General features: G+C 72.4%; 12 protein-coding genes and 1 tRNA gene. 4 read left to right on the top strand and 9 right to left on the bottom strand.

Annotated features, from left to right (window positions below):
* Positions 1–273 precede the first annotated feature (273 nt).
* Complete coding sequence (gene lat, locus AB0F88_RS23070; protein ID WP_362687445.1) at positions 274–1575, top strand: L-lysine 6-transaminase; 1302 nt, start codon at positions 274–276, stop codon at positions 1573–1575.
* Positions 1576–1605: 30 nt separating this feature from the next.
* Here lat and AB0F88_RS23065 read toward each other — a convergent pair whose 3' ends face one another.
* The 8 genes from AB0F88_RS23065 to AB0F88_RS23030 all read right to left on the bottom strand — a co-directional run bounded on the left by AB0F88_RS23065 (position 1606) and on the right by AB0F88_RS23030 (position 9966).
* Positions 1606–1860, bottom strand: a complete 255-nt coding sequence (locus AB0F88_RS23065) for a LuxR C-terminal-related transcriptional regulator (protein WP_362687442.1) — start codon at positions 1858–1860, stop codon at positions 1606–1608.
* A gap of 153 nt (positions 1861–2013) precedes the next feature.
* Positions 2014–2089 (bottom strand) — tRNA-His (locus AB0F88_RS23060).
* A 76-nt stretch (positions 2090–2165) separates the two neighbouring features.
* Positions 2166–2768 (bottom strand): oligoribonuclease, encoded by a 603-nt coding sequence (gene orn, locus AB0F88_RS23055; RefSeq protein WP_362687439.1) that lies wholly within the window; start codon positions 2766–2768, stop codon positions 2166–2168.
* Between the two features lie 22 nt (positions 2769–2790).
* The gene (locus AB0F88_RS23050) at positions 2791–3975 is read right to left on the bottom strand and encodes a DUF2510 domain-containing protein (RefSeq protein WP_362687436.1); all 1185 of its coding nucleotides are present in this window, start codon (positions 3973–3975) and stop codon (positions 2791–2793) included.
* A 55-nt stretch (positions 3976–4030) separates the two neighbouring features.
* Entirely contained in the window at positions 4031–5449 is a 1419-nt protein-coding gene (locus AB0F88_RS23045) for a hypothetical protein (RefSeq protein WP_362687433.1), read from the bottom strand.
* A gap of 19 nt (positions 5450–5468) precedes the next feature.
* Positions 5469–7178, bottom strand: coding sequence for a protein kinase (locus AB0F88_RS23040; RefSeq protein WP_362687430.1), 1710 nt, complete (start codon positions 7176–7178; stop codon positions 5469–5471).
* Positions 7179–7305: 127 nt separating this feature from the next.
* Complete coding sequence (locus AB0F88_RS23035) at positions 7306–9240, bottom strand: protein kinase (RefSeq protein ID WP_362687427.1); 1935 nt, start codon at positions 9238–9240, stop codon at positions 7306–7308.
* 81 nt (positions 9241–9321) lie between these two features.
* Positions 9322–9966 carry a pyridoxamine 5'-phosphate oxidase family protein gene (locus AB0F88_RS23030; protein WP_362687424.1) on the bottom strand — a complete coding sequence of 215 codons (645 nt, stop codon included), beginning with the start codon at positions 9964–9966 and terminating at the stop codon, positions 9322–9324.
* 67 nt (positions 9967–10033) lie between these two features.
* Here AB0F88_RS23030 and AB0F88_RS23025 point away from each other — a divergent pair, with 67 nt between their 5' ends.
* Positions 10034–11416 (top strand): PLP-dependent aminotransferase family protein, encoded by a 1383-nt coding sequence (locus AB0F88_RS23025; RefSeq protein WP_362687421.1) that lies wholly within the window; start codon positions 10034–10036, stop codon positions 11414–11416.
* Positions 11417–11591: 175 nt separating this feature from the next.
* On the opposite strand, the gene AB0F88_RS23020 is transcribed toward AB0F88_RS23025, so the two are convergent.
* Positions 11592–12464 carry a GNAT family N-acetyltransferase gene (locus AB0F88_RS23020; RefSeq protein WP_362687418.1) on the bottom strand — a complete coding sequence of 291 codons (873 nt, stop codon included), beginning with the start codon at positions 12462–12464 and terminating at the stop codon, positions 11592–11594.
* A 3-nt stretch (positions 12465–12467) separates the two neighbouring features.
* On the opposite strand from AB0F88_RS23020, the gene AB0F88_RS23015 reads away from it, so the two are divergent.
* Together AB0F88_RS23015 and AB0F88_RS23010 are read left to right on the top strand one after the other, a co-directional pair.
* Complete coding sequence (locus tag AB0F88_RS23015; RefSeq protein WP_362687415.1) at positions 12468–12665, top strand: hypothetical protein; 198 nt, start codon at positions 12468–12470, stop codon at positions 12663–12665.
* Positions 12666–12871: 206 nt separating this feature from the next.
* Complete coding sequence (locus AB0F88_RS23010; protein WP_362687413.1) at positions 12872–13897, top strand: phosphotransferase family protein; 1026 nt, start codon at positions 12872–12874, stop codon at positions 13895–13897.
* The last annotated feature ends 180 nt before the right edge of the window (positions 13898–14077 follow it).

Below are 14077 nucleotides of genomic sequence, written 5' to 3'. Positions count from 1 at the left end.
GCACGATAGGCCGATTTAACCGGTTTGTGGGCTCGGGAGGGGTGATCTTCGGGAAGGGAAACGGTCATTCGGGGAGGTCGGGCCGCACGGCTCCGGCTCCGGCTCCGGGCGTACGATCCCGCGCCCGGGCTGCGCCCTCCCGTGCCCGGAAATCCGCGCCCCGGCAGCGCGTACGCAAGAAAATCTTCACAAGGATCGGATCTAACACGTAATGTCTCCGTGTAGATGTGTCAACGACGGGGGATCATCTTCTCGGATCACCGTGGAGGGGACATGGACGTTCATGGCCGTCTCGCCCGTCATCTGCTCGTCGACGGCTACCGGCTCGTGCTGGACCTCGAACGGAGCCGGGGGTCTCGCCTCGTCGACGCCCACACCGGCCGAAGTTACCTGGACTTCTACACCTTCTTCGCCTCGGCGCCCCTCGGGGTGAACCCGTTCGACGACGATCCGGAGTTCCTGGCGCTGCTCGGCCGGGTCGCCGCGAACAAGCCCGCCAACTCCGATCTCTACACCACCCACCTGGCCGACTTCGCCGAGACGTTCGCCCGGGTGCTCGGCGACCCCGAGCTGCCGCACCTGTTCTTCGTGGAAGGCGGCGCCCTCGCCGTGGAGAACGCGCTGAAGTGCGCCTTCGACTGGAAGAGCCGCCTCAACACCTCGCAGGGGCGCTCCCCGGAACTCGGTACCAAGGTTCTCCACCTCACCCGCGCCTTCCACGGGCGCAGCGGCTACACGCTCTCGCTGACGAACACCGACCCGATCAAGACCGACCGCTTCCCGAAGTTCGACTGGCCCAGGATCGAGGTGCCCGCGATCCACCTCGGCGACGTCGAGGCGGCCGAGGAGAGGTCCCTGGCCGCGGCGCGGGCGGCCTTCGAGCGCCACCCCCACGACATCGCCTGCTTCATCGCCGAGCCCATCCAGGGCGAGGGCGGCGACAACCACATGCGGGCGGAGTTCCTGCTCGCGATGGAACGGCTCTGCCACGAGTACGACGCCCTCCTCGTCATGGACGAGGTGCAGACCGGCGCGGGGACCACCGGCACCCCCTGGGCGTACCAGCAGCTGGGCCTGCGCCCCGATGTCGTGGCCTTCGCCAAGAAGGTGCAGGTGGGCGGGATCATGGCGGGCCGCAGGGTCGACACGGTTCCCGGCAACGTGTTCCAGGTGAGCGGCAGGATCAACTCCACCTGGGGTGGCGGGCTGGTCGACATGGTCCGTTCCCGCCGGATGCTGGAGATCGTGGAGCGCGACGGCCTGATCCCGCGCGCGGGCAGGCTCGGCGCCGAGCTCCTCGCGGCGCTGCGGGAGATCCAGGAGAGTTACCCCGACCTGGCGGAGAACGCGCGCGGGCGCGGCCTGATGTGCGCCTTCGACCTGCCGGACGCGGTGGAGCGCGACCTCCTGGTGGCCCGCCTGCGGGAGGAGGAGGGCGTGCTGGTCCTGCCGTGCGGCGAGCGGTCGGTACGGTTGCGGCCGGCGCTCTCGATCACCTCGGAGGAGCTGGGGGAGGGCACGTCCGCCATCGCCCGCGCCCTGGAGGCCTCCCGCTGCCTGCGCCTCTCCGCCTAGCGGTTCCGGGGTCTCCCGCGCCGGCGGGCGCTAGTGGGGCTGAGGTTCCTCGCGGGCCGCCCGTTCCAGCCACAGGTCGATCGCGGTGACCCGCGAGTCGACGCCGAGCTTGGCGTAGATCCGGTTCACGTGGTTCTTCACGGTCTTCTCGCTCAGGAACAGGTGCTGGGCGATCTGCCCGTTGGAGCGACCCGTCGCGATCAGTTCCATGACCTCGGTCTCACGCCTGCTCAGACCCGTCACGACTCTGGGCTCTGCGTCGAACGGGGCGTCGTCGACTCTCATCCGGCCTCCGTGGCTGCAACACGGTCAGGTCGCCGAAACCCCCGATCCTAACGGCGTAGCGATAGCAGCGAGCATAACCTGCAATATCCACTTTTGGGGGGTAATGAGGCTGGAAATGAAGAACGACCGGCCCCTGGGGACCGGCCGTTCTCGTGGGGTGAGTGAGGGGACTTGAACCCCCGGCATCTAGGACCACAACCTAGCGCTCTGCCAACTGAGCTACACCCACCATCGCCGCCGCAGCAGCACATGAAAAGTGTAGCGGTCTTTGGGAGTCGTTTCGTACCGGGTTTCTCGTGAAACGCTCAAGCTCTGTGCGTGGACACGCCCTCGGCCAGTTCCCTGGCGGTGGCGGAGTCGGGGCCCGGCTGGGGCACGAAGACCGCCGCGCGGTAGTAGCGCAGCTCCCGGATGCTCTCGACGATGTCGGCCAGCGCCCGATGGCCGCCCTGCTTCTCGGGCGAGGCGAAGTAGACGCGGGGGTACCAGCGCCGGGCCAGTTCCTTCACCGAGGAGACGTCGATCATCCGGTAGTGCAGGAACGCGTCCACGGCCGGCATGTCGCGGGAGAGGAACGACCGGTCCGTGGAGATGGAGTTGCCGCACAACGGGGCCTTCTTCGGCTCCCGGATGTGGCCCCTGATGTATTCGAGCACCATGGACTCGGCCTCGGCCAGCGTGACACCGCCCCCCAGCGCGTCCAGCAGGCCGGAGGCGGTGTGCATCTCCCGCACCACCTCCGACATCTGCTCAAGGGACTCGGGCGGGGGCTTGATGACCACGTCCACCCCCTCGTCGAGCTGGTTCAGCTCGCCGTCGGTGACCACGCAGGCCACCTCGACAAGCGCGTCACGTCCGAGGTCGAGCCCGGTCATCTCACAGTCGATCCAGACCAGCAGGTCACTCATAGCCCTCAGGGTAGTACTCACTTCACGAGAGCTTGAATGACTTGATCACCTTGTCTGCCACGGATAGGTCGAGATTGTCCGGTACGGAGACGTAGGCCAGCGCCGGACGCCTGCCCTCGCCACGGTCGACGATCACGAACGCGGCCCGCTCCCGCTTCCACTTCCAGCCGTTGATCTTCGCCTGCTCGGAGAAGTCCAGGTCGAAGACGAACAGCCAGGCGTCCCTGCCGCTGACCTTGACGGCCTTGTCCTCGACGATCTTCCGGCGGTGCGGGGGGCTGTAGAAGTTGGGCTCCACGACCTGCAGCAGCGACGCGGCGACCGAGCGCATGCTGCCGACACCCTGGTAGCCGAACTGGTCGGGAAGCTCGCCGGTCAGCACGTTGCCGAGCCAGTTGCCGCCCCTGCCGTCGAAGTTCTCTTGGGCGACGGCGACGGCCGCGCTGGTCCAGACGAAGTCGAGCCCGCCGCCGACGCTGGGGGGCACCTTCCACGGACCGTCGGGCATCTCGTACGACAGGCCGGTCGCCGGGTCCGTGACGCGCCCGTCCACGACCTGGGGCAGCGGGCTCTGTGAGGGCGCGGGCGTCGCCTCGGGAGTCGGCTCCTGGCTGGGCTCCAGGGGCGCCGTGGGAGGCGGTGTGGGGAGCCCGGTGGGCCCGCCCGCGGTGTTCCCGCGCTCGGGGTCGATCAGGTACATCGCGGCGACCACGATCACGACGATCAGGATCAGCACGCCGCCGCCGCCCAGGATCCACGGCAGCGGGCCGCTCTTGCGCGGCGGCGGCCCGGACGGGTAGCCGTCGTACGGCGGGAGGGGCATCTGCGCCGTGTGGCCGTTCGGCGGCCCGCCCCACTGCGGCTGTCCCGTGCCCGCCGACGCCTGCGTGGCCTGCTGGTGCGCGGCCGGACGGGACCACTGGCCGGAGGGGCCGGAGGAACCTGCCCCGGGGGGTCCTTCCGGCGCGGGACGCGGCCCCGTCTGCCGGGGACCGAGCCCGGTCGGATGCGGCCCCGTCTGCCAGGGGCCGGGTCCCGCGGAGTGCGGCTGGAGGAGGGGACCGGTCTGCGGTCCCGGCGCCGCGCCCTGCTCCGGGGGAGCGTCCGTCTGATGGGTGGCGTCGGTCCACTCGTTGCCGTCCCACCACCGCAACAGCGGTGAGCCGTAGGGGTCGGGATACCAACCGGAGGGGGTCTGCGTGGTCATGGCCGCCAGAGTAGTAAGAACGGCTTTGTGCCGCATTGTGGACCTTGGCGATCACTCATGAACATTTGTAGGTGAAGGTGGCTCTGTCCTGGAGCTTCTTTCCCTCGGGGACCGGAGTGAGCAGCATCAGGGTGGCGGTTCCCTTGAAATTTCCCTCGCCCTTGATCGTCCACTCCAGGCTCACCTCGTGCGAGGTGTCCCCGGACGCGATCCGGCCGGTCTGCGTGATCGGCTCCTTGCGGTCGCTCCGCTTCCACCGGTAGCTGACCTCACCGCCCGCGCCGTTGGTGGACAGCACGCCGGTGATCTTGACCGTCGTGTCGCACCCCTGCGCCTTCCTCGGGGCGCTGACGTCCACCTTCGTCACCTCCAGAGGTGTCGCCGGACCCCGGAACAGCCAGATCGCCAGCGCGCCCACGACCATCAGCGCGAGGATCGCCGAGGCGAGGACCGTACGGCCGCGCCTGCGCCGCGCGCGGGGAGCCGCGGCGGCGAGCCCGCCGGACGGCAACTCGGTCTGCTGCTGGTCCCGGCCGGCCCGCCACAGCTGGGCGGCCGTGGTCTCCGACGGCACCCCGGGACCGAACCGCATGACCACGTCCTCGGGCCGGCGCTCGTCACCCCCCGCGGCGCGCGGATCACCGGCCCTCGGGACGTGCAGCAGCGTGACGATGTCCCCCTCGTCGGGGGCGGGCCGCGCGGGGGGCGGATACCCGCCCGGGGCGGGCGCCTCGTGCGCCGGCCACCGGTGCAGGGTGGCCACGAGCCTGTCGCGGGTGGTGAACCCGGAGGGCAGGACGTCACGACCGGCGAGCAGCGCGTCGCGCGCGGGAGCGAGCCCCCTGATGGAGGCCGTCGCCGCCACCCTCTCCAGCAGCCCGGCGGCCCCGCGGTCGGCCGAGGCCCAGGTCGCGGCCAGACCCCGGGCGAGCGAGGCCCAGGCCGCCACGTCGCGTTCCGGCGCGGGAGGGCGGCCGAGCAGGGCGTCGGCCAGCCCTCGCTCCGCGAGCAGCGCCGACCCGTCCGAGGCGATCACCACGGTGCCCGGGTGCAGCTCCCCGTGGGCGAGCCCGGAGGCGTGCACGGCCAGCAGCGCCTGCGCGGTCTCCACCAGGACGGTGGCCGCGCTGCCCGCGTCGGGCCGGGGCGACCCGGGCGGGCCGGACGACAGCAGGTCGCCCACCGTCGGGCTGACCGGTTCCGAGGTGATCAGCCAGACCTCGTCCCCGGCCGTGATGAGGTCGGCGATCGGGACCAGCCCGGTCGTGCCGCTCTGCGTGAGCCTGCGGTCGGCGACCACGGCCGCGACCAGCCGCTCTCGCGCCGCGGGGTCGGCGACCAGCCGGGGCTCGAACCTGAGCGCGCTCCCCGGCCGCCCGTCGGCCGTGACGGCCGACGACCAGATTCCCAGGTCGTCGGCCCAGGTACGACCGGTCAGCCGGAACCCGGCGGTGCCTCCCCGGTCGGTGCTCATATCGCGATCGTTCCCCTGTCTACCGGCGTCTCCGGTGCCGTCCCGCCATGCCGCGCCTGACGGCCAGTGTGAACGGTACGGCACCACTCGTCACCAGGCCCAGCGCGAGAAAAGCGGCCGGGGTCGCCTCCACGGGCGGCAGGGGCGAGGCGGTGATGCGCGGAGGCGACTCGGTGCCCGGTGGCGTGGTGCCCGGAGACGAGGGGTCCGTCACGGTGGGAGAGGGCTCCGTGGTCGGCCCCGTCGTCTGGGTAGGGGACGGTCTCGTCGTCTGGGTCGGGGCCGCGGTCGGCTGGGTCGGGCTGGCGGACGGCGGCCTGGTCGTGGGACGGCCGGTGTCGCCGGGACCTTCCAGGGTGGCGCTTTCCTCCGAGGTGGGAGTCGGAGCCGGCTGCTGTGTCGGCTTCCTCGTCGGCCGCGTGGTGGGCCTTCTGGTGGGCGTCGCCGACGGCGTGGGCGTCGTGGCGGCCGACGTCGCGGTGGGCGCCACGGGCGGAAGGCCCGAGGTGGCGGTGGTGCTCGGGGTCGGCGTGGGCGTCGGAGTGGCCGCGGACGGCGACTCCTCCACCGGCTCGTCGGTCTCGTCGACCTCGTCCCCGGGGATGGGCGTCTCCAGCGGGTCCGAGGGGGTCGGGCTCTGCGAGGTGACGGAACTCTGCGACTGGATCTCCGTGGAGTCGCCCGAGCCGACCAGCACCGCGGTCAGCCCGCCGATCACCGCGATGCAGCCGACGCCGATGAGGATCTTGACGCTCAGCCTGCTGACCGAGGAGGTCTTCTCCCAGCCGTCGCCGCCGTCGCCGTCGAGTTCGGTCATGGCCAGCGAGGTGTCGGCTCCGGGGACGGGCGTGTCCAGCGGGAACATCGCGGCCAGCAGCCCGGCGATCCCGGCCAGGCGGCGCCGGCCGCGCTCCTGCCAGTCGGGGCCGTAGGCGTCGGCGGCCACCGCCTCCAGCTCGGTGAGGAAGGCGCTGGCGGTCGGCGGCCGGTCGGCGGGATGCTTGGCCAGGCCGCGCTCGACCAGCCCCTGCAGGGCGCTGGGCACCTCCTCGATCGGCGGAGGCATCACCTGGTGCTGGCGGGCCAGCGCGGCGATGTTCGTGGCCCGGAAGGGACGGGTGCCGGTCAGGCACTCGAAGAACACGACGGTGGCGGCGTAGACGTCGGTGGCGGGCCCGGCGGGACCGCCCACCCACTGCTCGGGAGCCATGTAGGGCGGCGTGCCCGCGGGGGTGTCGCCGTCGCCGGAGCGGACCGCGATGCCGAAGTCGACGAGCTTGCTCCTCCCGTCGGCCTCCACCATCACGTTCTCGGGCTTGAAGTCGCGGTGCACCACACCCGCCGAGTGCGCGGCGGCCAGTCCCAGGAGCGAGCCCTTGAGCACGAGCAGCGCGGCCTCGGGGCCGGTCGGTCCCTCCGAGCGCAGCAGCGCCCGCAGGGCGACGCCGTTGACCAGTTCCATGACGATGGCCGCGCCGTCGCCGGTCTCGACGTAGTCGTACAGCCGGACGGAGTGCGGGCTGCTCAGGGTGTTGAGCACCCGCGCCTCGTGCCGGAAGCGGGCCACGAACCCGACGTCGCTCCTGAGCTCGTCGGACAGGTACTTGATCGCCACCATGATGCCGTCGGCGTCGTGCCGAGCCATCACCACACGCCCGGCCGCACCGGCGCCCAATTCGCGGATCTCGGTGTATCCGGGGACTCGCCAGGCCGATGGCGTGCCGTACATAACGGTCTCCTCAGTTGTCTGGGCCCCCACCCATAACAGACGGACCGTAGCTTAGCGATAGATAACCGCATTCCGCTCATTTACCGTGAATCAGTCTCACGGTACGGAGCTGACCAGTGGTTGTCCGCTATGCGCGGCTCGATTCCCCCGGCGAGGAAGGTATGACCGAAATACCAATTTTCGGTCTTGCGCTACGGGTGGCCGACGGTTTCGCGGTGGCCCGCGCGGTGCGGGTGGCCGTCGCCTGCGGTTCGGGGCGCGCGGTGCGGGTGGCCGTCGCCTGCGGTGCGGGGCGCGCGGTGCGGGTGGCCGTCGGCCTCGGGGTGGGTTTCCGCGTGGGCCCCGAGGTGGGCGCGGAGGTGGGCGCGGCCGTCCCGGTCGCCGTAGGAGCCGGCCTCGGGGTGCGCGTCGGCCCGGCGCACGGGGAGGTCGCGCCGCTCGCGCCGCTCGTGCGGCCCGAGGGGAGGCCGGTCACCACCACGTTCCAGGCGGCCCCGCACCCCACCCGGGGAAAGCCGAACCTGACCGTGCGCGAGTAGCTCGTCGCGCCCGACAGCGGCACGACCGTCCTCCGCACGGCCTGGCCGGCGCGGAAGACCACGCGCAGGCGTACCTGCCGGGCGTTCGCGGTGTCGACCGAGACCGCCACCAGGGCCGCGCCCCGCGCGCTGACACGGGCCCGCACCACCTCCACCCGGCGTACCCCCGCCTCGGGCGGCGCGGTGGAGGGACCGGTCGTCGGCGTCGGCGGGGAGGACGGTGGCGGCGTCGTCGGCGGGAGGGAGGACGGCGGAGGTGTCGGCGGTGTCGGCCCGCCGGGCGTGCCGGTGGCGGGGGGAGCGCTCGTCCCCCCGGCGGTGGGGCCGGCGGAGGGGACGCCCTCCCCGGTGGGTCCGGCCGAGGGGACCGGCCCCTCGGACGCGGGAGGGGAGAAGGTCGCGGAGGAGGGCGCGGGCAGGGACGGCGACACCTGGCTCCGCGTGCCGGGCGAGGGGGGCAGGGGCGGCGTCGCGGCGACCACGTCGATCGTGCGAGGTCGTTCGGGCCCTCCCGAGGCCAGGGCGTACACGCCGGCGCCGCCCGCGATCAGCATCACCCCCGCGGCGCCCACCGCCACCCCGGCGGACTTCGACCGCAGCGTGTCCAGCACCGTCCTGAACAGCGTGGTCCCGTCCACCGGTCCGGGGGCGGCGGGCGGGAACAGCAGGGGAAGCAGTGCCACCAGGGCGGCCAGCCGGGCCCGCCCGCGTTCCTCCCACTCCGGCCCGTAGCCCGCGACCGCGACGCTCTCCAGCTCCGCCAGGAACTCCGCGGCGCCGGCCGGCCGGTCACCGGGCCGTTTGGCCATGCCCCTGGCGACCAGGGGCCTGACCGGCTCGGGGACCTCGTCCACCGGGATCGGCGCGGTCATGTGCTGGTGCATCAGCACCACCCGCTCACCGGAGCGGTACGGGCGGTGCCCGGCCAGGCACTCGAAGAAGACCGCCGTCGCGGCGTAGACGTCGCAGGCGGGGGAGGCGGGGGCGCCGGCCCACTGCTCTGGAGCCATGTAGGGCGGGGTGCCCGCGGCCCGGCCGCCGTCTCCCGCCCGCACGGCGATGCCGAAGTCGACCAGCTTGCTGGTGCCCGTGGCCTCGACGAGCACGTTCTCCGGCTTGTAGTCGCGGTGCACCAGCCCGGCCCGGTGAGCGGTGGCCAGCCCCGCCAGCGAGCCCTTGAGCACGGTCAGCGCCGCCTCGGGCCCCGTCGGGCCGTGCTCGCGCAGCAGCTCGCGCAGGGAGACGCCGTTGACGGCCTCCATCACGATGGCGGCGCCGCCGGGCACCTCGACGTATTCGTACAGCCGGGCCACGTTCTCGTCCGCCAGCTCCACCAGGAGCCGGGCCTCCTCGCGGAAACGGGCGAGGAAGCCCGGGTCGTCCCTGAGCCACTCGGCCAGGTATTTGATCGCCACCTGGGTGCCCGACTCGTCGTGACGGGCGAGGACCACCCGCCCACCGCCGCCCGCGCCGAGTTCGCGCAGCTCGGTGTAGCCGGGGGGTGTCCAGCCGATGGCCGTCATGGCCGCCTCCATGGTTCGGGGGCCGGATAGGGGCCTCGTCATGGAGACGCGTGGCGCGTGGGGCGGGTTTGCCGGAGAGGCTTACCGAACGGGCATGGTTCGCGACGCGATGTGCTCGGGCACGGCCAGGTCGCCGCTCAGCGCGGGATCGGGCTCGGGCGTGCCCCAGACCTGGTGCAGCGGCAGGACCCCGGCCCAGATCGGCAGCCCGTAGTCCTCCTCGTCGTCGACCGGCGGGCCCTGGCGCACCTTCACCGACGCCTCGGCGAGGGAGAGGGCGAGCACCATGGTCGCGGCGAGCTCCTTGCCGGTGGGCCTGCGGGTGGCGTCCCACTGGCCGGGGGCGAGCTGCTCGGTGATCGCCCGCAGCCCGGCCAGGCGCTCCTCGGCGTCCACCACCCGGCGGGGGCGGCCGTAGACCATGGCGGAACGGTAGTTGAGCGAGTGGTGGAAGGACGAGCGGGCGAGCACGACGCCGTCCACGTGGGTCACCGTGACGCAGACCTCTTCCGCGTTGCGCAGGGAGGTCGCGCCGGTGGAACCGTGCAGGTAGAGAGTGTCGCCGATCCGGCCGTAGCCGGTGGGGACCACCATGGGGGAGCCGCCGGCCAGGATGCCCAGGTGGCAGACCAGCCCGGCGTCCAGCACCGCGTACAGGTCCTCCCGGGAGGTCCGGCCCCTGTTCTTCGCGCGGTTGAGGGTGGTGCGGGGAGTCGTGGAGAGCATGGTACTAACCTAGGAAGAAGTGGATATCGAGAACACGTCCACTTTCACACGCTTACAGGAGACCACTTTGCCGCGCCCCTCCGTCGACCTGCCCGTAGCGGTGGACCGCGAGGCCGGTACGGCGCTCGCCGTCCAGCTCGGCGACCGCCTCAGAGACGCCATGCGCGGCGGCGCCCTCTCCTCCGGAGAGCGCCTGCCCTCCACCCGGTCCCTCGCCCGCCAGCTCGCGGTGAGCCGCACCGTCGTCACGGAGGCCTACCAGCAGCTGTACGCGGAGGGCTGGCTCGAGGGGCGCCACGGCTCGGGCACCTACGTGGCCGACATGACGGTTCCCGCCGAGCCGGGAGCCCCCGTTCCGGCGGCGCCCGCTCCCGCGCCGGTCGACGGGCGCGGGAGCGGGCGGAGGATGATCGACCTGCGTCCGGGACAGCCGTGGGTCCACGACTACGACAGGGCGGCCTGGCGCAGGGCCTGGCGAGGGGCGGCCGGCCTGCCGCCGGCGAGCGATCCCGACCCCCGCGGCCTGCCGAGGCTGCGTGCCGCGCTGGCCGAGCACCTCCGCAGGACCAGGGCGATCCCCGTCGGGCCGGAGAACATCATGGTCACCCGGGGCACCGGCAACGGGCTCGACCTGGTCGCCGCCACCCTCCTGCGGCCCGGTGACCGGGCGGGCGTCGAGGAGCCCGGCTACCGCGTCGCCAGGAACGTCTTCGCCGGGCGGGGCGCCGAGCTCGTGCCCTGCCCGGTCGACGAGGACGGCGTCGTCGTCGACGGTCTCCCCGACGACCTGCGCGTCCTGTACACCACCCCCGCCCATCAGTACCCCCTCGGCGGGCGCCTGCCCATCCCGCGCAGGGAGCGTCTCCTCGCCTGGGCCCGCCGCACCGGCGCGATCGTCGTGGAGGACGACTACGACGCCGAGTTCCGCTACGACGTCGCCCCGCTGCCCGCCCTGCACGGTCTCGATCCCGGCCGGGTGGTGCTGCTGGGCAGCCTGAGCAAGGCCCTGTCACCCGACATCGGCGTCGGCTGGCTGGTCGCCCGCCCGAGTTTCGTCGAAGCCCTCGCCGTGACCAGGGACGCCCTCGCCGACCGCACGAGCGGCCCGGCCCAGCAGGCGGTGGCGGTGCTCCTGGAGAAGGGGGATCTGGACCGGCACCTGCGCCGGACGCGCCTGGAGTACGCGCGCCGCCGCGCCGTGGTCGTCGACGTCCTCGGCTCCGGCAGGGTCACGGGCGACACCGCGGGCCTGCACGTCATGGTGGAGTTGCCCGAGGGCGCGGTCGAGCCCCTGGTCGAGGCGGCCCGCGCCCGGGGCGTGCTGCTCGACTCGATGGCCCGCCACTACTACGGGCCGCAGCTGCGGCACGGCCTGGTGATCGGCTACGGCTCCGCGTCGCGGGCCGACCTCAGGCGAGGTGTCTCGGTGGTCGCCGAGCTGATCGGCTGACCGGTCCCCGGCGCCGCGCGGCGGATCGCGGGAACGGCCGCCGCGCGTCCTTCCGGAGCGACCGTCCCCGGGTCCGCCCGGCGGGGCACGGAACGGCCGCGCGTTCTTCCGGAGCGACCGGTCCCCGGGTCCGCCGCGGCGTGGGACCGTTCCCACACCGCGGCGGCGAACCGGCTCACGACTGCATGGACGTCCGCAGGCGGCCGTACGTCTTGAGGGCGCGGTCGGCGGTGGTGCGCAGCAGCGGGCTGGCCAGGACCGTGCCGCGAGCCTTGCGCACCGGCACGCGCAGCATCCAGTGGACCCCGGCGCCGGGGCTCAGCCGGGCGATGCGGCCCTCCGCGACCTCGTACTCGCCGTTCTTGAGCTTCTCCTTGTACTCCTTCTCGCCGCGGCCCATGTCGATGACCTGGATCCCGGCCTCGGCGGCCTTCTCCGCCATGGCCAGGTGGTGGATCAGGCCGGGGGAGTATTTCGCGAAGGAGGTGTCGTAGGCGGGGAACCAGCCCGCGAGGGTGGTGGCGGTGCGCAGCCCGAAGTGCCCGGCGACCGGCTCGCCGTCCGCGTACAGCATGTCGAGGACCCCGCCGAAGTGCTCGGTGTCGGTGGCGAGGAGCCGCTCGACCAGCTCCACGATCCACGGCCGGGCGAACCGGTCGGTGCGGCCGGTGCGGCGGTACTGCTCGGTCTTCCAGCCGAGCAGCGTGCGCAGCGGCGCCAGGTCGGTGGTGGCGTAGTCGTGCCGGAGCGGCCCGACGTCGCGCTGGAGCTTGCGGCTCTTGTACGCCGTCGAGCGGTAGGTCTTGCCGGAGGTCACCTTGATCGTCTCGATGTACGCCTCGTAGCCGTCACGCAGATCGATGATCGGCGAGGGGTGTCTGCAGTGCCCCGGCTGCAGCAGCGGCTGCCCGGCGATCAGGTGGTCGAACTCGTAGACGGCCAGGCCGCACTCCCTGATCAGCCGTCGCGCGTCGATCTCCACGTCCTTGGCGTGCACCAGCCCCTGTGCATCGGTCAGGCCCGCGGCGACGGGCATGCCGATGCCCATCGGATGACGTTCGAAGGGGAAGAATCCGACGATGTCCGATCCGTCGTGCAGCACCGCCACCCGGACGCGTTCCTGGAGCGCGCCAACGGTGACGGTGAACTCAGGGGACAGGAAGGGGTTGTCGAAGGCAGGGTCGGCACCCTGAAGGGTTCTCCATCGGTCGATTTCGGCCGGGCCGAGGTCACGGGGCTGAACGATTGAGACGTGCATGAGCTCCTACTGGGATGTGCGGGGTCCCCTACGTCATCCAATGAAGGATGTCGCAAAGCCCAAGCATGCTGGTAGGCACGTAATGTAACGATAAAGGACGGAACGGAGCCCAGGTGGTGTCGACCGCAACGTTTCGGGATCTCATTGGGCGACCCCGGCTGGCGCCGCTGACCCGAGTGACGTTCTAATGGTTGGCTATGAGCACCCCTGGCATCGACTGGCCACGTCTTGTCGGATGGATCGCGGCCAATGTCCCGGGCGTCGGTGAGCCTACCGGGGTCTCCATGATCGCGGGCGGTAGATCCAACCTGACGTACGTCGTCGAGACCTCCGGGCGCCGCCTGGTACTGCGCCGCCCCCCGCTGGGGCACGTACTGCCGACCGCCCACGACATGCGGCGCGAGTGGCGGGTGATCTCGGCGCTCGCGCCGACCTCGGTCCCCGTGCCCGAACCGGTCGCCTTCTGCGACGACCAGGACGTGATCGGGGCGCCCTTCTATCTCATGGGACACGTGGACGGCGCGGCCGTGCGGACCCGGGAGGACGCCCTGGGGCTCACCCCCGTCCAGACCCGGCGGCTGTCGGAGCGGCTGGCCGAGGTGCTCGCCGCCATCCACGCGATCGACTACGAGCGGGTGGGGCTGGGGGACTTCGGGCGTCCCGAGGGATACATGGCCCGCCAGCTGGAGCGCTGGGGGCAGCAGTGGGAGCGGTCGAAGACCGCCGAGCTGCCCGCGTACGACCGCCTGGTGACCCGCCTGCGCGAGCGCCTGCCCGCGCGCTCCGCCTCGACGCTGGTCCACGGCGACTACCGGCTCGACAACACGCTGGTGCGGCTCTCCCCGGATCCCGGCATCCTCGCCGTCGTCGACTGGGAGATGTCCACGCTCGGCGACCCGCTGGCCGACCTCGGCCTCACCCTCACCTACTGGCAGGACCCCGGTGACGAGGAGCGCGCCTCGGTCCCGGTCGCGGCGGGCGTCACCGTGGCCCCGGGCTTCCTCACCGCCCGCGAGTTCGCCGCCCACTACGCCAAGGTCTCCGGCGCGGACCTGTCCGACCTGGACTTCTACGTGGCCTTCGGCAACTACAAGCTCGCCGTCATCGTGGAGGGCATCCACGCCAGGTTCAAGCAGGGCAAGACCGTCGGTGAGGGCTTCGAGCACATCGGCGCGGCCGTCCCCACGCTCGTCGACCGGGCACTGAGGGTCCTGGGCGGCTGAACGACCGCCCGGTGGTCCCCCCGCTCGAACCGCCGGCGCCGGGGTCCGCGGCCGGGGCCGGGCCGTGCGCTCGGGCCGGGCGCCCGGGTGGGCGCACGGGCGGGCGGCAACTACCGTAGAAGTTTCAAGCGTCATGCAAGCCGCCACGGATACGCTGGCGGCGCGGCCGGTAACGCTTGC

Source organism: Streptosporangium sp. NPDC023963 (assembly GCF_040639135.1).
Taxonomy (GTDB): Bacteria; Actinomycetota; Actinomycetes; order Streptosporangiales; family Streptosporangiaceae; genus Streptosporangium.
This window is presented reverse-complemented; position numbering and strand designations above follow the sequence as displayed.

Bases quoted from the DNA above. Each gene is read 5' to 3' on its own strand.
- lat (WP_362687445.1), top strand. From the start codon at position 274: ATGGACGTTCATGGCCGTCTCGCCCGTCATCTGCTCGTCGACGGCTAC.
- AB0F88_RS23065 (WP_362687442.1), bottom strand. From the start codon at position 1,860: ATGAGAGTCGACGACGCCCCGTTCGACGCAGAGCCCAGAGTCGTGACG.
- orn (WP_362687439.1), bottom strand. From the start codon at position 2,768: ATGAGTGACCTGCTGGTCTGGATCGACTGTGAGATGACCGGGCTCGAC.
- AB0F88_RS23050 (WP_362687436.1), bottom strand. From the start codon at position 3,975: ATGACCACGCAGACCCCCTCCGGTTGGTATCCCGACCCCTACGGCTCA.
- AB0F88_RS23045 (WP_362687433.1), bottom strand. From the start codon at position 5,449: ATGAGCACCGACCGGGGAGGCACCGCCGGGTTCCGGCTGACCGGTCGT.
- AB0F88_RS23040 (WP_362687430.1), bottom strand. From the start codon at position 7,178: ATGTACGGCACGCCATCGGCCTGGCGAGTCCCCGGATACACCGAGATC.
- AB0F88_RS23035 (WP_362687427.1), bottom strand. From the start codon at position 9,240: ATGACGGCCATCGGCTGGACACCCCCCGGCTACACCGAGCTGCGCGAA.
- AB0F88_RS23030 (WP_362687424.1), bottom strand. From the start codon at position 9,966: ATGCTCTCCACGACTCCCCGCACCACCCTCAACCGCGCGAAGAACAGG.
- AB0F88_RS23020 (WP_362687418.1), bottom strand. From the start codon at position 12,464: ATGGGCATCGGCATGCCCGTCGCCGCGGGCCTGACCGATGCACAGGGG.
- AB0F88_RS23015 (WP_362687415.1), top strand. From the start codon at position 12,468: ATGACGTTCGAAGGGGAAGAATCCGACGATGTCCGATCCGTCGTGCAG.
- AB0F88_RS23010 (WP_362687413.1), top strand. From the start codon at position 12,872: ATGAGCACCCCTGGCATCGACTGGCCACGTCTTGTCGGATGGATCGCG.